Origin of the sequence: Citricoccus sp. (assembly GCF_035445025.1) — a bacterium.
Lineage (GTDB): Bacteria > Actinomycetota > Actinomycetes > Actinomycetales > Micrococcaceae > Citricoccus.
The window spans coordinates 24,139-40,532 of sequence record NZ_DAOMPX010000001.1; the positions used below are offsets into that span (position 1 = coordinate 24,139).

General features: G+C 74.1%; 15 protein-coding genes. 11 read left to right on the plus strand and 4 right to left on the minus strand.

Annotation, left to right across the window (positions count from 1 at the left end; all coding sequences use genetic code 11):
• The first annotated feature begins 99 nt into the window (after positions 1–99).
• From PLJ28_RS00100 to PLJ28_RS00115, 4 genes are all read left to right on the plus strand, one after another.
• A complete protein-coding gene (locus PLJ28_RS00100) occupies positions 100–1,380 on the plus strand; it encodes a sensor histidine kinase (RefSeq protein ID WP_298043536.1) in 1,281 nt (426 codons plus the stop codon).
• 92 nt (positions 1,381–1,472) lie between these two features.
• Positions 1,473–2,219: a LuxR C-terminal-related transcriptional regulator gene (locus tag PLJ28_RS00105; protein ID WP_183529669.1), complete on the plus strand. Its 747-nt coding sequence runs from the start codon at positions 1,473–1,475 to the stop codon at positions 2,217–2,219.
• 120 nt (positions 2,220–2,339) lie between these two features.
• The gene (locus PLJ28_RS00110; RefSeq protein WP_183529672.1) at positions 2,340–3,059 is read left to right on the plus strand and encodes a GAF and ANTAR domain-containing protein; all 720 of its coding nucleotides are present in this window, start codon (positions 2,340–2,342) and stop codon (positions 3,057–3,059) included.
• 409 nt (positions 3,060–3,468) lie between these two features.
• Positions 3,469–4,092, plus strand: coding sequence for a class II glutamine amidotransferase domain-containing protein (locus tag PLJ28_RS00115; protein ID WP_298043533.1), 624 nt, complete (start codon positions 3,469–3,471; stop codon positions 4,090–4,092).
• 27 nt (positions 4,093–4,119) lie between these two features.
• Here the strand turns inward: PLJ28_RS00115 and PLJ28_RS00120 are convergent, their stop codons facing one another.
• Positions 4,120–5,625: an L-lactate permease gene (locus PLJ28_RS00120; RefSeq protein ID WP_298043531.1), complete on the minus strand. Its 1,506-nt coding sequence runs from the start codon at positions 5,623–5,625 to the stop codon at positions 4,120–4,122.
• Between the two features lie 236 nt (positions 5,626–5,861).
• On the opposite strand from PLJ28_RS00120, the gene PLJ28_RS00125 reads away from it, so the two are divergent.
• From PLJ28_RS00125 to PLJ28_RS00140, 4 genes are all read left to right on the plus strand, one after another.
• Entirely contained in the window at positions 5,862–6,710 is an 849-nt protein-coding gene (locus PLJ28_RS00125) for an ABC transporter ATP-binding protein (protein ID WP_298043529.1), read from the plus strand.
• A 3-nt stretch (positions 6,711–6,713) separates the two neighbouring features.
• The gene (locus PLJ28_RS00130; protein ID WP_324589794.1) at positions 6,714–9,416 is read left to right on the plus strand and encodes an FtsX-like permease family protein; all 2,703 of its coding nucleotides are present in this window, start codon (positions 6,714–6,716) and stop codon (positions 9,414–9,416) included.
• Positions 9,417–9,577: 161 nt separating this feature from the next.
• Positions 9,578–10,405 (plus strand): helix-turn-helix transcriptional regulator, encoded by an 828-nt coding sequence (locus PLJ28_RS00135; protein ID WP_298043525.1) that lies wholly within the window; start codon positions 9,578–9,580, stop codon positions 10,403–10,405.
• Entirely contained in the window at positions 10,402–11,241 is an 840-nt protein-coding gene (locus PLJ28_RS00140; RefSeq protein WP_298043523.1) for a VOC family protein, read from the plus strand. The genes PLJ28_RS00135 and PLJ28_RS00140 overlap by 4 nt, the downstream gene beginning before the upstream one ends.
• A 40-nt stretch (positions 11,242–11,281) precedes the next feature.
• On the opposite strand, the gene PLJ28_RS00145 is transcribed toward PLJ28_RS00140, so the two are convergent.
• Positions 11,282–11,734: an NUDIX hydrolase gene (locus PLJ28_RS00145; RefSeq protein WP_183529686.1), complete on the minus strand. Its 453-nt coding sequence runs from the start codon at positions 11,732–11,734 to the stop codon at positions 11,282–11,284.
• 131 nt (positions 11,735–11,865) lie between these two features.
• Between PLJ28_RS00145 and PLJ28_RS00150 the strand changes: the two genes are divergently transcribed.
• Positions 11,866–12,507 carry a maleylpyruvate isomerase family mycothiol-dependent enzyme gene (locus PLJ28_RS00150; protein ID WP_298043520.1) on the plus strand — a complete coding sequence of 214 codons (642 nt, stop codon included), beginning with the start codon at positions 11,866–11,868 and terminating at the stop codon, positions 12,505–12,507.
• A gap of 12 nt (positions 12,508–12,519) precedes the next feature.
• Here PLJ28_RS00150 and PLJ28_RS00155 read toward each other — a convergent pair whose 3' ends face one another.
• Positions 12,520–13,266, minus strand: a complete 747-nt coding sequence (locus PLJ28_RS00155; protein ID WP_298043518.1) for a LysE/ArgO family amino acid transporter — start codon at positions 13,264–13,266, stop codon at positions 12,520–12,522.
• Positions 13,267–13,336: 70 nt separating this feature from the next.
• Here PLJ28_RS00155 and PLJ28_RS00160 point away from each other — a divergent pair, with 70 nt between their 5' ends.
• Complete coding sequence (locus tag PLJ28_RS00160; RefSeq protein WP_183529692.1) at positions 13,337–14,230, plus strand: ArgP/LysG family DNA-binding transcriptional regulator; 894 nt, start codon at positions 13,337–13,339, stop codon at positions 14,228–14,230.
• 60 nt (positions 14,231–14,290) lie between these two features.
• Entirely contained in the window at positions 14,291–15,232 is a 942-nt protein-coding gene (locus PLJ28_RS00165; RefSeq protein WP_298043515.1) for an aspartate dehydrogenase domain-containing protein, read from the plus strand.
• A gap of 31 nt (positions 15,233–15,263) precedes the next feature.
• Here the strand turns inward: PLJ28_RS00165 and PLJ28_RS00170 are convergent, their stop codons facing one another.
• Positions 15,264–16,292, minus strand: coding sequence for an LLM class flavin-dependent oxidoreductase (locus tag PLJ28_RS00170; RefSeq protein ID WP_183529793.1), 1,029 nt, complete (start codon positions 16,290–16,292; stop codon positions 15,264–15,266).
• Between the last annotated feature and the right edge of the window lie 102 nt (positions 16,293–16,394).

Consider the following 16,394-nt stretch of genomic DNA (forward strand, 5'->3'; position numbering starts at 1 on the left):
CGCCCCCAGGACGCACGGGCACCGGACCCGGGTCCCGGCCTGAGGACCAGACCCGGGGATGACGCGGCGGCCGCCCGGACCGGCCTAGGGTGGGACACCGTGAATCCCCTGCGCCGCCTCGACACCTGGTTCCGCAGCCACCCGATCCTCATGGACGTGCTGGTGGCGTGCCTGCTGGTGCTGTTCATCCCCCCACTGGCCGTCGGGGCGGTGGCCCCGGTCTCGGGGGGCATGGACCGCTTCTGGCCGTGGCAGCTCTTCGCCTTCCTCTGTGCCGTGGGCCAGTTGGCCCCGTGGGCGATCCGGCGGTGGAGGCCGGTGCTGTCCGCCGGGATCGTGGTGTTCTTCTGCGTGCTGCAGCTGGTGCTCGGGGCGGACCTGCTGCCCTCGCTCATCGCCGTCCCGATGACCGTGCACAACCTCGCCGCCCACGGGCCGCGCTGGGCCTCCTTCGCCGGTCTCGGCACGGCCCTGACCGGGGCGGTCCTCAACGGCATCAAGGTCGCCTACGCGCCGGCTCCCCCCTACAGCCCCGATGCGGCGGCCGTCATGGACAACGGTTCCGGTTTCGAGGGACAGCCCGCCGGTGAACTGGCCGTCATCGCCGCGGCCATCGCGATCGCCTGCGCGGCGATCGTGCTGGCGGCCTGGGCGTTCGGGGACCTGGCCCGGACCCGGCGACTGGCCATGGAGCAGTTGCGGGACCGGGCCCGTCAGCTCGAGGTCGAGGCCGCCCAGGAGCGGGCCCTGGCCGCCGCCGACGAACGCAACCACATCGCCCGCGAGATGCATGACATCGTCGCCCACTCGCTCCAGGTGATCATCACCCAGGCCGACGGCGGCCGGTACGCGGGGGCGCAGGACCCGGCGGTCGCCGTCGGGACCCTGCAGACCATCTCGGACACCGGACGCCGCGCACTGGGCGAGATGCGCCGGTTGCTGGGGGTGCTCCGGGGGCCGGAGGCGGTGGAGCTCCACCCGCAACCGGGACTGGCGGACGTGGACGACCTGGTCGACACGATCCGCCTGACCGGGCTGGAGGTGGACTTCGCGGTCGAGGGGACCCCGCGCCGCGAGCTGCCGGCCGGCGGGGAGCTCGCGGCGTACCGCGCGCTCCAGGAGGCGCTGACCAACACGGTCCGCCACGGGGGTCCGAGCGCCCGGGTGATGGCCCGGCTGGGCTGGACGGCCCGGGGACTGGAGATCAGCGTGGACGACGACGGCCGGGGCGCCGCCGCGTCCGTGCAGACCCGCGGCTCGGGCCAGGGGCTGACCGGACTGCGCGAGCGGATCGGCCTGTTCGGCGGTTCCGTGACGGCGGCACCGCGCCAGGGCGGTGGCTTCAGCGTGCAGGCCACGGTGCCGTACCAGGAGATCTGAGCCCGTCAGGCACGGCGGTCGACCGACCGTCATCACCGGGAGGACATGTCCGTGCGGGCTCCCGGGGGGACTCGTCCTCCCGGGCATGACGGATGCCCGATGATGGAGGGGTGATCCCAGACCCCGCCCCGATCCGCGTCGCCCTCGTGGACGACCAGCAGCTGGTCCGCTCCGGACTGGGCATGCTCGTCAACTCCCAGCCGGACCTGGAGGTCGTCGGCGAGGCCTCGACGGGCCGGGAGGCCGTGGCCTCGCCCTCCGTCCGCGGTGCGGACGTCATCCTGATGGACGTCCGCATGCCCCAGCTGGACGGCATCGCCGCCACCCGCGCCCTGCTCGGTGAGGGGGACGACGGCGGCCGCGCACCCGGCGGGGTGGGTGCGGTGGACGGCCCGCGCGTGGTGGTGCTGACGACCTTCGACCTGGACGAGTACGCCCTGGAGGCGATCGAGGCCGGCGCCTCGGGGTTCCTGCTCAAGGACGCCCCGCCCGAGGAGCTGCTGGCGGCCATCCGCACCGTGCACCGCGGGGATGCGGTCATCGCCCCCTCGACGACCCGCCGGCTGCTCGACCACATGGCCCCCACGCTGCGGCGGGACCACGCGGCCGACCGGCAACGGCAGCGGGAGTCCGCCGCGGTGGACTCCCTGACCCCGCGCGAGCGCGAGGTGCTGGAGCTCATGTCCCGCGGGGACTCGAACCAGGAGATCGCCACCGGGCTGTTCCTGTCCGAGGCCACGGTGAAGACCCACGTGGGGCGGGTCCTGGCCAAGCTCGGGGCCCGGGACCGGGTGCAGGCCGTGGTCACCGCCTACCGCACCGGCGTGGCGCATCCCTGACTGGCGTGGCGCATCCCTGACCGGCGTGCCGGGTCTCGGCCCCCGGGCCCACGACCTGTCATGGTGTGCAGATCAGCATCATTGGGGAAGAGAGAAGAGAAGAGGAGAGGAGACCAGGCCATGACCGACCAGGCGACGAGGCTGCACGAGTTGCTCCTGGGTGCGGAGGACATCAGCGGCTTCCTGGACGAGCTCGTCGCGGCCACCGCGCGGTCCCTGACCGGGCTGGCCGGCGAGGTGTGGTGCGCGATCCTGCTGGTCCGCCCGAAGCGGCCCGCCACCGTGGCCTCCTCCGACCCGCGCGCCCGGGCCCTGGACGAGGTGCAGTACGACTTCGGCGAGGGCCCCTGCCTCACCGCCGCCCGCGAGGACCGGCTGGTGTACCTGACGGACACCCTCGAGGAGTCGCGCTGGCCCAGGTACCGCGCGGCGGCCGCCGAGGCCGGCGTGCGGTCCGCCCTGGGTGTTCCCCTGGACCTGGGCGGTGAGGCCGTGGCCGCCCTGGACGTCTACTCGGACCGTCCCCGCGCCTTCGACGCGGACAGCATGGAGATCGTGCAGAGGCAGGCGGTGGCCCTGTCCACCACGATGCGCCTGGCGGTCCGCATGGCCCGGCACCGGGACGTCGAGACCGACCTGCGGGCGGCGCTGACGTCGCGGACCTCGATCGACCTGGCCGTGGGGATCCTGATGGGCCGGAACCACTGCTCCCAGCAGGAGGCGGTGGAGATGCTCCGGCACGCCTCGAACCGGCGGAACACCAAGCTGCGGGACCTGGCGGACGAGCTCGTCCGCTCCGTGGGCAACGGCCGGGCGGCGGCCACGCACTTCGTGGACTGACCTCCCCGGGGCCCCCTCCCCCGCAGCCGGGGTCGTCCGGTCCCACGTCACGGGGGACTTCACTGTGACCCGCCCCACGGGGATGCCTATAATGGCCCGAGGTCGAGCCATGGCCGTGAAGATCTTTGACGACCCTCGAGGACGACGCCATGGCCCCTTTCATTGCCCCCTGGGCTGCCCCGCAACCACCGGCTGACGGGACCCCCCACTCCTCCCGTACCCCGGTGACCGATAGCGCCGCCGTGCCCGACGGCGCCGCGACCGGCAGTGCCGCTGCGCCCGAGGGTGCCGCTGGGGCTGCCGGGGCCGCGTCCGCCGGCGCCCCCGCGGACGGTGCACCCGGCAGTGCGCCGTCCACGACGGAACCATCCTCCGGGCCGCAGGCGCCGAGCCGGCAGGGGGCCTGACCGTGGCGGGAATCGTCGGGGAGATCGCCTTCCACGGGGACCAGGCCGACCTGGCCACGGTGTGCAGCATGGCCGAGGCCCAGACCCATGCCCCGTACGGATTCGGGACGAGCAGCTGGGGGTGGGTCGCCCTGGGACATCAGCGCCACGGGGCCTCGCCCGCACCCCACGGCGCGGCCCAGCCCCTCGCGGATGACCGCCTCGGCCTCGGACTCGTGCTCGCCGGGGAGGTCGCCAATCGCGAGTCGCTGCGGGAGGAACTGGACGGGGACTTCCCCTTCCGCGGAACAGGGGGCCCCGAGGTCGCCCTGGCCGCCTATCACCGGTGGGGGGAACGCTTCGCGACGCGGCTCGAGGGGTCGTTCGCCCTGGCGGTCGTGGACGCGTTCAGGGAGAAGGTCCTGCTGACCCGGGACGCGGACGGGACCATGCCCCTCTACCTCGCGCGGGGCCCGGGCCTCGTGCGCTTCGCCTCCGCCACCGAGTCCCTGCACGCCGTCAGCGGGCCGTACCCCTCGAACGGGGTCCACCCGGTCCCGCCGGCCACCGTCCTCCTGTTCGAGCCCTCGGGGCGTTCCGTCACGAGGGTGCTCGGGGATCAGGACGCGCAGGGAGTGGATGCCTGACGGCCGGCCCGCCCGTGCTGGCGGCGGTCAGCCGGCGGCCGGCACCCAGAGCATGGTGGCGACGGCCCAGAGCAGGATGCACGCCAGCACGTAGGGCATGGTGACGCGCAGCATGTTGCCCCGCGTCACGGTCGGCCCCGGCGTGTCCGCGCGCTGGTGCGAGAGGGCCAGCAGGTACGCCAGCTCGATGCGCGCCGGGCTCGTCAGCGTCCCGAGTCCGGCCGCCGCGTTCTGAGAGGCCATCACCCACAGCGGGTCCACGCCGAGCGCGTGCGCGGAGGCCGTCTGGGTACCGCCGAACATCGAGTTGGCGCCCGTGTTGGAGGCGGTGATGTACCCGCCCAGCCCGCCGATCCAGGGCACCAGGAACAGGTAGCCCGCGCCCAGGACGGTCAGCGCCCCGGCCAGGGACTGTGCCAGCCCGCCGCCGGAGACCGCATAGCCCAGCAGCAGGTACAGCCCGGTGGGCACGGCGGTGCCCCGCCACATCCGCCAGGTCTCCCGGGGAAGCCCCGCACGGTGGTCGCGGTCGAGGGACAGCACCACGATGCCGCTGAGGGCCCCGACCGTGGACCACAGGGCCGGTGAGCCGATGACGGCGCCCAGGGCGCCCGGCAGGAGGAACCGCTCCACCATCTGGCCGGCGATGGTTCCGACCAGCAGCACCAGGTAGGGCGTCAGGGCGCGCCACGGCGTGGGTCCCAGTCGTCCCCGGTTGATCACCAGGGCCCAGAGGGCGGACATCAGCAGGGACCCGACGGCACCGGCCACGGCGGTGCCCAGCAGCAGGTTCGCGCCGAGCACGAGGCCGGCCAGGGCCAGTCCGGAGACCAGGCCGGTGGCGATCCACACGGCATAGGCGGCGCGGGGCGGGCCGGCCCTGCCGCTCCGGGCCGGCCCGCTCTCTCCTGCCCCGCTCGCGGACTCCCTGCGGGCCAGCTCGACAGCACCACGACCGGCCACCACGGCGGCCACCGCCCCGGATCCGGCGAAGGCCAGGACGTTGAACGCCCCGGAGGCCAGGCCGAGGTCCAGCAACGACACCCCGGCGATCCCCGACCCGAGCAGGGTGCCCGGCGCCATGGAGCCCCAGGGGGCCACGGCCAGTCCGAGCAGGGCCAGCGTCGCGGCGCGCACGGGAGTGAAGCCGAGGGAGAGCAACAGGGGCAGGCCGATCATGACGGACACCCCGAAACCGGTCACCGACTCCAGGAACGGCACCACCCCGGACACCATCAGCAGGGCCGAGGCCACCGTGGGACCGCCGCCGGCCGAGAGCCAGCCGGCGATGCGCTGCTGCGCGCCGCCGCGGTCCATGACCCGGGAGAGCAGGATGCCACCCGCGATGATGCCCAGCACCTCCACCAGCGTGCCCATCCCCGCGGCGAACGCTCCGGCCAGCTCGGCCGGGGCCGTGTGGAACCACAACAGCCCGGCCAGCAGGGCGGTCACCAGGCCGGTCCCCGGGGCCACCCAGGCCGGGGCCGGCACCACGAGCAGGGCCAGGGTCAGCACGATGGGCAGCGCGGCCATGAACACGTCCACCGCAGCCTCCGTCCCCTCCTGCCGTCCCTGCAGGTCAGTCCATGTCGCGGGCGGGCCGAGCGCCGCCCCCGCGAATGCTACCGGTCCACCCGGGCTCCGGGTGCCCCGTAGTCCTCCCGGAGCCCGGGACACCCCCGAGTCATCCCGGAGGATGACCCGGATCCACCCCGGAACGGCACCCCAGAACGATCCGCGTACCCCGTCCAGCGGCCAGAGTGGATGGCATGAACCCCACGACTGACCTCACCGCGAGCGTGCCCGCCCCCTCCGGACCCCCCACCACCGCCTCCTCCGCCACCGCCCCCGGCCGGTCCGCCGGTGCCACCGCACCGTCGGAGGGGGCCGCCGCCCCGGCGGTGTCCGCCCGGGGGCTGGTGAAGACCTATGGCCGGGGCGAGGCCGCCGTGCGCGCGCTGGCCGGTGTGGACGTCGACTTCGCCGCCGGGGCCTTCACCGCGATCATGGGCCCGTCCGGCTCGGGCAAGTCGACCCTGATGCACTGCCTGGCCGGACTGGACACCGCCGACGCCGGCCGGATCGAACTGGGCGGCCAGCAGATCACCGGACTGAACGACACCGCCCTGACCCGGTTGCGCCGGGACCGGATCGGGTTCGTCTTCCAGGCCTTCAACCTCGTCCCCACCCTGACCGCCGAGCAGAACATCGTGCTGCCCCTGGATTTGGCCGGCACGCCGGTGGACCGGGCCTGGCTCGCCGAGGTCGTGGGGATCCTGGGCCTGGGCGACCGGCTCGGGCACAAGCCGCACGAGCTCTCCGGCGGCCAGCAGCAGCGCGTGGCCGTGGCCCGGGCCCTGCTCACCCGCCCGGACGTGGTGTTCGGTGACGAACCCACCGGCAACCTGGACTCCACCACCGGGGCCGAGGTGCTCTCCCTGCTGCGCCGCTCGGCCCGGGAGATGGGCCAGACCGTCATCATGGTCACCCACGACCCGGTCGCCGCCTCCTACGCCGACCGCGTGGTGCTGCTGGAGGACGGGCGGCTGGCCGGGCAGATCAGCGATCCGACCCCCGAGAACGTGCTGGCCGCCCTGGCGAAGCTGGGGGTGGCCTGAGCCATGCTCACCCTCGCCCTGTCCCAACTCCGGCACCAGCCCCGCCGGTACGTCTCGGTACTGCTGGCCATCATCATCGGCGTCACCTTCCTGGCCTCCGCCCTGCTGGTCGGCTCCTCCTCCACCGCCAGCCTGCGCAACTCCCTGGGCGCCACCTACTCCCGCGCCGACCTCGTCATCGCCCCCACCCCCGACGCCGGTTTCGAGACCCGGGAGGAGCTGGCCGGCGCGGCCGGCACGTCCGCGGAGCCGGGCCCGCTGCAGGACGTGGAGGGCGTCCAGGAGGCCTACGCGCACGTCGTCACGCCCGTGGGCGTCAAGCGCCCGGCGGATCGGCAGGGCGCGGGCACGTGGGGTCCGACCACGGACTACGCACAGGTGGCCAGCGTCCCGCAGGACCCGTCCCTGATCCCCGAGGACCTCGTGGTGGGCCGCTACCCGGCCGCCGGGTCGGCCTCCGAGGTCGTCCTGGACGAGCGCACCGCCCGGGACTTCGGGCTCGACGTCGGCTCCGGCACCTTCCTGATGTCCGGGACGGCGGCCGACGCCGCCGGTCGCAAGGTCACCGTGGTCGGGCTCTCCGAGGTCTCCCAGGACCCGAACGCCATCGGCGCCATCCAGGTCCGCGGCGACGAGGCCCTCACCGTTCAGCTCACGGCCGACTCCCTGGCCGCAGCCCTGCCCGATGACGCTGCCGGCGGGCTCAGCGCCGAGGAGCAGGCCGCTCAGGCGGAGATCGCCGAGGCCATGACCGCGCGGTACGCCGAGCACGTGCTGGTCCGCCTCGAGCCCGGGGCCGACCGCGACGCGGTCGCGGCCGCCCTGCAGGACACCGCCGACGCCGAGGGGCTGGCCGTCACCGTGGCCACCCCGGACGTGCAGGCGCAGCGGCAGATGGCGCAGATGACGGGCTCCGACGTCTTCGTCTGGGTACTGGGGGCATTCGCCGCCATCGCCCTGCTGGTCACCGCGCTGGTCATCGCCAACACCTTCTCGGTGCTCGTGGCCCAGCGGTCCCGGGACCTGGCCCTGCAACGCGCCCTCGGTGCCTCCCGGCGCCAGATCCGCGGCTCCGTGCTGGCCGAGGCCGGGATCGTGGGCCTGGCCGGGGGCGTGCTCGGCGTCGCCGTGGCCTGCGGCCTGGTCGCCGTGCTCGTCGCCTGGGGCGCCACCAACGAGGGCTTCGGCTTCCTGACCTTCGAGGCCACCTCCCGGGACCTCATCGTCTCGATCGCCGTGGGCGTGCTGCTGACCGTGATCGCCTCCTCCTCCGCCGCCGTCGCCGCCACCCGGGTCTCCCCGCTCGAGGCGATGCGCCCGAGGGAGGACGCCGCCCTGGGCAACCGGGCCGGCGTCGTCCGCCTGGTGGCCGGTGCCCTGCTGCTCGTGGCCGGCGCCGCGGGGCTGGTCTGGGGTGCCGCGAACGTCAACCTGGGGGTCGCCGTCGCCGGTGGGGCCGTGTCCGTCGTGGGCGTGCTGATGCTGGCGGTGCTGTTCGTCCCCGCCGTCGTGTCCGTGATGGGCCGGGCGGCCCGCCCGGCCGGGGTGCCCGGACGGATGGCCCGGCTCAACGCGGTGCGCAATCCCGGGCGGACCGCGGCCACCGCCTCCGCGCTGCTGATCGGCACCACCCTGGTCGCGATGATGCTGACCGGCGGCCGTACCGCGCAGGTGCAGATGGACACCATCTTCCGGGCCGAGTTCCCGGTCGACATGCAGGTCGGGCTGGCCGCCGACGGCGGTGCCGCCGAACGCGATCGGGTCGCCGCCCTGGACGGCGTGGACGCCGCGGCGCTGCTCGTGCCGACCGGCACCGCAGAGGTCGAGGGCGGCTCCACCGCCGTGTACGCCGCCGACTCCGCGCAGCTGCGCGAGGTCGTGGCCGGGCTGCCGGTCGGCGAGGCCGAGCGCCTGGGCGAGCCCGGCACCGTCCTGGTGCCGAACACCGTGGAGTCCGAGACCCTGACGGTCACCGGGCCGGAGGGCTCCCGGCAGTTCGACACCGTCCTGAGCGCCTCCTCCGCCCTGGTGCCGGTGATCTCCCTCGAGGACGCCCGGGCCCTGGGCCTGGACCCGGGGGCCGGTGCGGGGGCCGGTGCGGGGACGACCGCCACGGGCTCCGGGGAGGCGGAGACCGCCCCGCAGCTGTGGCTCCAGGCCGGGGACGGCATCGCCCTCGACGGGCTGCAGGAGCTGAACACGGCGGTGGCCCAGGCCGCCGGGGTATCCCAGGAACAGGTCAGCGGCGAACTGGCCATGCGGCTGCTGTTCACCGTGATCATCGACGGCATGCTCATGGTCGTCACCGCCCTGCTGGCCGTCTCGGTGCTCATCGCCCTGATCGGCGTGGCGAACACGCTGTCCCTGTCCGCCATCGAGCGCACCCGGGAGAACTCCCTGATGCGGGCCCTCGGCCTGACCCGCGGCGGGTTGCGCGGCATGCTCGCCCTGGAGGCGGTGCTGATCTCCGGGGTCGCGGCCCTCATCGGCAGCGCACTGGGCACCGTCTACGGCGGCTTCGGCGCCCACACGGTGTTCGGGGAGATGGCCGCCGGCATCGGCCAGTCGGTCGTCTGGCCGGCCGTGCCGTGGCCCGAACTCGGACTGATCGTGCTGGTCTCGGTGGCCGCCGGGCTGCTGGCCTCCGTGGCACCCTCGCGGCGGGCCACCCGGCTCTCCCCGGTGCAGGGGCTGGCCACGGCCTGATCCCGGCCACTGCGCACGATCGGAGTCGGCCCTGGGACCCGCGCGGTCCTAGGGTCGGCTCCATGAGCACCGGACCCGCAGGCCGACGCGATGTCCTCCGGGCTGGGCGGCCGGGCCCGCCGCGGGGTGACAGGAGATACGGCGCGGCCCACACTGGAGCGGTGAGGGACCAACGCCTCGAGCACGATGCCGCCGCCCGGCGTGCCATCAGCTTCATCACGGCACGGGCCGCGGAGCCGATCACGGTGGCGGACATGGCCGACGCCGCCGGTTACAGCCCGTTCCACTTCACCCGCCTGTTCGCGGACCGCGTCCGCGTCACCCCGAACCGGTTCCTGGCCGGGGTCCGGTTCCACCGCGCCAAGCAGCTGCTGCTGGCCGGGGACGACCCGGTCATCGACATCTGCCACGAGGTCGGCTTCTCCTCCCCCGGCACGTTCACCCGCCGGTTCCGCGAGGAGGTGGGCGTGGCACCGTCCGCCCTGCGCCAGCTGGCCGAGGACCTGTCCGTCTCGACACCGGCCCCGTTCACCCTCTACCCGGACGGCGTCACCGAGGCGGACCTCGCCGGGGGCCTGCCGGACCCGGCCACCGGCCTGCTCGGCACGGTGGACGGCACCGTCCACCTCCCGGCCGGGCTGCGCGGCGGCCCCGGACTGGCCGCCCTGGTCTGGATCGGCTTCTATCCCGCGCCCTCGCCCACCGGACTGCCCGTGACCGGCGTCCTGCGCCTCGGCGAGGGCTCGTTCCGGCTGCCCCTGCTGGCCTCGGCTCCCTGGCTGCTGGCCACGGCCGTGCCGGCCACTGCGGAGCCCCGGGACCACCTGGCCAGCCCTCGTCCCGCCGTGGGGATCCATCCCCGCCCGCTCGGCCGCACCGCCACCGTCCGGATCACCCTGGCCCCCGCCGCCCCGTGGCAGTTCCCCGTGCTCTCCGCCCTGCCGGCGCTCGTGCCCGCGCACCACCACTTCCTCAGGAGGACGTCATGACCGACCACGTGCCCACCGCCAACACCGACTCGATCGGCATCAGCCACGGTTCACCCGTCTGGGTGGACCTCACCGTCCCCGACCTCGCCGAGGTCAAGCCCTTCTACGAGATCATCTTCGGGTGGCGCTTCGATGACTACGGTGAGGAGTTCGGCCACTATCACATGATCACCAACGGTGGCGCCCACGTGGGCGGGGCGATGTCCCAGTCCGGGGACGGCTCGGGGCAGCCGGCCGCCTGGTCCGTCTACCTCAAGAGCGACGACATCACCCGGTCCCTGGCAGACACCGCGGCGGCCGGCGGGAACGTGCTGGTGCCGGCCATGCCGGTGGGTGACCTCGGCCAGATGGGCGTGGTCACCACGCCTGGGGGCGAGGTCCTGGGCATCTGGCAGAACGGGACGTTCGGGGGCTTCACGATGACCCGGACCGTGGGCTCGCCCGTGTGGTTCGAGGTGATGAGCCTCGACTTCGACGCGGACGCCGAGTACTACCGCTCCGTCTGGGGCTGGGAGCCGACGCTGCTGGCCATGGACGGGGCGGAGTCCGGGGCCCAGCGCGCCCGCTACGCGAACAACCGTCCCGGGGAGGCGGCCACGGCCGGGTTGTGCGAGGCCGATCCGTCCTGGTTCCCCGAGGGGACGCCGTCCTACTGGCGGGCGTACTTCATCGTGGAGAACGCGGACGAGGCCGCCCGGACGATCACCAGCCTCGGCGGCTCGGTCCTCGATGGTCCCATGGACACCCCGTTCGGCCGTCTCGCCACGGTGGCCGACCCCGCCGGGGCGACCTTCCAGATCGCCCAGATGACCGAGGAGGACCAGGCCCGCCGGTAGGGCCTCAACCGGCCTGGACGGTGGCGTCGTCCGCCACGGCTCAGAACGGCCGGCGGCGCAGGATCTCGGGGAACACGGCGGACAACAGGGGCGCCACCCCGCAGCCGTCGGGGGCGGCGGGTGCCTTCGGGTCCATCCAGGCCAGTTGCTCGATCTCCGCGTTGGGCTCGGGCACCTCGTTGCGGGCCAGCGGCCGCAGCAGCGCGAAGACCTCGGAGTGCAGGAGGCGCCCGTTCTCGTTGGCCGCGGGGGTGTCGAACCCGCCGAGGTACTCGAGGTCCTCGGCCGGCACGGTCAGGCCGGTCTCCTCGGCGAGTTCCCGGACGGCGGTCTGGAGCGGGGACTCCTCGTCGCGGTGCTTCCCGCCGGGGAACATGAACATCGTGGTGCCGGTCTTGCGGACGGTCAGGACCTGCCCGTCCGGCCGGTACAGGACCACGGCGGACACCAGGATCCGGTTCTCGGCCTCGACACCGCCCAGGGGATTGCTCACGGGACCATCTTCTCCCGTTCGCGGGGGAAACGGCGCAGATGACGGACCCTGGCGTGTTGGCGGTCCGGGCCGCTGCGGACCACGCGTCCGGGCATGGCGGCCGGGCGCGGGCCGGTCCTAGGGTGGGGACCGTGACCGACATCTGGCCCCTGATCCACGCCGAGCGCGCCGCCCTGGCCGATGACCTCGCCACCCTGACCGACGAGCAGTGGAAGCGGACCACGCTGGCCACGGAGTGGACGGTGGAGGAGGTCGTCGCGCACCTGTCCGCCGCGGCCACCACCGGCCGGTGGGCGTGGCTGAAGAGCATCATCGGGGCCGGCCTGAACCCTGCGGTGCACAACAACCGCAGCCTGGCCGAGCATCTGGGCGCCACCCCGGCCGGGACGCTGGAGAACTTCCGCCAGGTCATCGGTTCCACCACGGTCCCGACGAACAACCTGGCCGCCTGGCTGGGAGAGGTGGTCGTCCACGGCGAGGACATCCGGGAGCCGCTGGGCCTGCAGCGGGCCTATCCGCGGGAGGTGCTCGTGGTGCTGCTCGAGTTCTTCGAGTCCTCGAACTTCACGGTGCCCTCCAAGGCGCGCGCCCGGGGCCTGACCCTGGTCGCCACGGACCTGGGACGCTGGGTCGGGGCCGGCCCCGAGGTCCAGGGCACCGCCAGGGACCTGATCATGGCCATGGCCGGACGAGCGGTGCCGCTCGAGCGGTTCTCCGGGCCGGGCGCCCTCGACTTCGACGCCCGGGGCCAGCGCCCGTCCCAGAAACGCTGAACGTCCCCTCCCTCAGCCCAGGGCCAGCTTCGCGGCGATGGCCACCATCACCACGCCGACCACGAGGTCCACGCTCCGCCAGGTGCGGGGGGTGTCCAGCACGGGGGCCAGGGCCCGCACGCCCAGTCCCAGGGTGAGGAACCAGAGGGCGGAACCGGTCACGGCGCCGGCGGCGAAGACCCACTTGTCCGCCCCGTAGGAGTTGGCCAGTGTGCCGAGCATGACCACCGTGTCCAGGATGGCGTGCGGGTTGAGCATCGAGACGGACAGTGCCGTGAGGACCACGACGTGCACGGGGGTCGAGGCCCGCTCCCGAGCGCGGAGCCGAACCGCGAGCGCGGGCCTCGTGGCCACCGCGACGCCGGACGCGCCGCCCGCGCCGTCCTCGTCCCGGGGCCGGACCGCCGTGGCCTCCTTGTCCTCCGGTTCCCCGTCGACCCCCGCCGGGCCGGCGCCGGGCAGGGGCGGTTCCGTCCGGCGGGAGGCGAACGCCGAGCGGAACGAGCCGAAGGCGAACCAGAGCAGGTACGCCACCCCGGCCCAGGTCAGCACCTGCAGCACCCAGGGGGCGCGCTCGGCGACCACGCCGACCCCGGCGGTGCCGGCGAAGACCAGCACCAGGTCCCCGGCCAGGCAGACGGCCAGGGTGAGCATCAGCCGGTCCCGGCGGATCGCCTGGCGCATGATGAACAGGCTCTGGGCACCGATGGCCACGATGAGGGCGAGGCAGGTCAGCAGACCGGTCAGGAAGATCGTCACCCGGCCACGCTAGGGCGGCCGGCATCTTCCGTTCCACCTGCATATCCTTCAGGGTATTAAGCTTTCCTTCATGAACACCGAGCACCTGCGGGCCCTGGCCGCCGCCGTGGACGAGGGCACCTTCGACGCGGCCGCGGCGTCCCTGCGGATCTCCGGCTCGGCCTTCTCCCAGCGGATCCGCTCCCTGGAGAAGGACGTCGGACAGGTGCTGCTGACGCGCACCGTCCCGGTCGGCACGACGGCGGCCGGTGACCGGATGCTGCGCCTGGCCCGCCAGGTCGCGGTCCTGGAGGAGGAGGCCCGGCGCTCGCTCGGGCAGGGCACCGGAGGCCGGGCCGTGCTGTCCGTGGCGGTCAACGCGGATTCACTGGCCACGTGGTTCGTGGAGGTGCTGCAGCAGGCGGCGACCTGGGACGACGCCGTGCTGCAGCTGCACCTGGAGGACCAGGAGCACACGCACGAACTGCTGCGCCAGGGCACCGTGATCGCCGCGGTCACCGAGAGCCCGGCGCCGGTCTCCGGGTGCGTGACCATGGAACTGGGCACGATGGTCTACCACCCGGTGGCGGCGTCGTCCCTGCTGGACCGGTACCGCCGCCCGGACGGCTCGGTGGACTTCACGGCCGTGCCGGTGCAGGACTTCGGCAGCCGGGACAACCTGCAGCGATCCCGGCTGGCGGCCTGGCGCGAGGACCGCCCCGGGACCGGCGCCCTGCCGCCCCGTCACCAGGTCCCCACGGTCCACGGGTTCAACGCGGCGGTGGCGGCCGGCCTGGGCTGGGGCATGATCCCGGCCGGCCAGTTGCCCGAGGGCGTGCTGGAGGGCAGCCACCCGGACCTGGTGGTGATCCCCGAGCTCGAACAGGCCCGGGTGCCGTTGCACTGGCAGCGATGGTCCGCCGGGACCCCGGCGCTGGACCGGCTCACGGCCGCCGTCCAGCTGGCCGCGCGCAACATGACCTGATTCCCGCGGCCGGTGGTGTGGACTGGTGGTCCCGGCGACCGCCCCACCCAAAGGACCCGCATGACCTCGACAGCCCGCCCCGCCCCCGCCCACGTGCTCCTGCTGGGCTTCGGCGCCATCGGCCGGCAGGTGGCCCTGCAGCTGGCCCCGGAACGCGAGGCCGGCACCGTCCGGATGTGGGCGGCCGAGCGGGACGTGGCCGCCAGCCGGCACCGCGCCCTGCCCGGGGTCGAGCTCGTCACCACCGGAGCGGACCTGGACTGCCTGAACTGGTCCGACGTCCTCACCGGGGCGGACCTGGTGGTGGAGTGCGCCGGGGTCGCACCGGCCGGTGAGTACGGGCCGGACGTCATCGCCGCGGGGACCGACCTGGTCCTGACCAGCGTGGGCGCCCTCGCCGATCCGGACATCGCGCGGCGGTTGCTGGCCGGCCCCGGCCGGCTCTGGGTGACGTCCGGGGCGATCGGTGGTTTCGACGTCCTGGGGGCCGCCGCGGACGCCGGCGGGCTCGACCGGGTGCGCATCCGCACCACCAAGCTCCCCACCTCCCTGCTGCGCCCCTGGATGTCCCCGGCCGCCCGGGACGCGTTGGCCGCCCTGCGCCCCGGCGACGAACCGGTGACCGTGTTCTCCGGCGGCCCGGCGCAGGCCATCGAGCAGTTCCCGGCCAACGTCAACGTCGCGGTCGGCCTGGCCTGGGCCACGCGGGGCCGGCCGGCCGCCGGCGGGACCGAGACGGGCGGCACCGAGACGGGTGGGACGGTGCGGGGCGCGGACGAGGTGGCACTGCTGCGGCGCTCCCTGGACCGGGTCCGGGTGGAGCTGGTCGCCGATCCCGCCGTCGAGCGCAGCCGGCACGAGATCCTGGCCGAGGGACCGGCCGGCCGCTTCGAGCTCTCCTTCGAGTCCGCACCCAGTCCGGAGAACCCGAAGACCTCCGGCCTGACCGCGCTCTCCGTCGCCCGGACGATCCGCGAGGCCCTCGAGCGCCGCCTCCGGTGACCGGAAAGGGCAGGCAGGCCGGAGAGAGCGGTCAGGAGCCGGCGAGCATGTCCAGCACGAGGGGCTTGACCCTCGAGCCGTAGAGCTCGATCGAGCCCATCATGTACTCGTGCGGCAGCGAACCGTTGCCGTACTTCATGCCGAAGCGGCTCGCTCCGAGCGCCGTCACGCTGCGCGCGATCTTCCGCGCCACGGTCTCCGGGGAGCCCAGGTGCAGGGCCCCGTGCTCGATCTCCTGGCGGAACTGGATGGGGCTGGGGGCCGGCCAGCCCCGTTCGGCGCCGAGCTTGCGGATGGCCGCCTCCCAGTGGGGGTAGTACATCTCGGCGGCCCGTTCGTCCGTCTCGGCCACGAAACCGTGGGAGTGGACGGCCACGCGGCGGGCCTCGTGGCCGAACTCGTCGATCGAGCGGCGGTAGAGCTGGGCGAACGGGGCGAAGCGCTCGGGTGCACCGCCGATGATCGCCAGTTCCAGGCCCATCCCGTGCTTCGCCGCGCGCACCACCGAGGCCGGGGTGCCGCCCACCGCCACCCAGGTCGGCAGCCCGTGCTCGTGCGCCGTCGTCGGGAACACGGACTGGCGCTGCAGCGCGGCCCGGGTGGTGCCCTGCCACGTGACCGGACCCTCCGTGCGCAACTGCGCGAACAGGTCCAGCTTCTCCTCGAAGAGCCGCTCGTAGTCCTGCAGGTCGTAGCCGAACAGCGGGAAGGACTCGATGAAGGAGCCCCGGCCCAGGGAGACCTCGGCGCGACCGTCCGAGACGGCGTCGAGGGTGGCGAAGCGCTGGTAGACGCGCACCGGGTCGTCCGAGGAGAGCACGGTCACGGCGGAGATCAGCTTGAGGTGCCCGGTCTTCGAGGCGATCGCGGACAGCACCGTCTCGGGCGAGGAGACGGAGTAGTCCGGACGATGGTGCTCGCCGATGCCCAGCACGTCCACGCCGGACTGGTCCGCCAGGACGCCCTCGGCCACGAGGTTGCGCAACACCTCGGGGTGGTCCAGCGGCCGGCCGTCCAGGGAGTGTGTCACGTCCCCGAAGGTGTGCAGGCCGAACTCCAGCGTGCCCTCCGGCAGGGACCCGGCCCGTTCGGTGCCCGGGTTGGGGTGCGGGGCCGCGTGGGCGGCGGAACCCGCGGCGGGTGCGGGGCCGTCGTCGGGCCG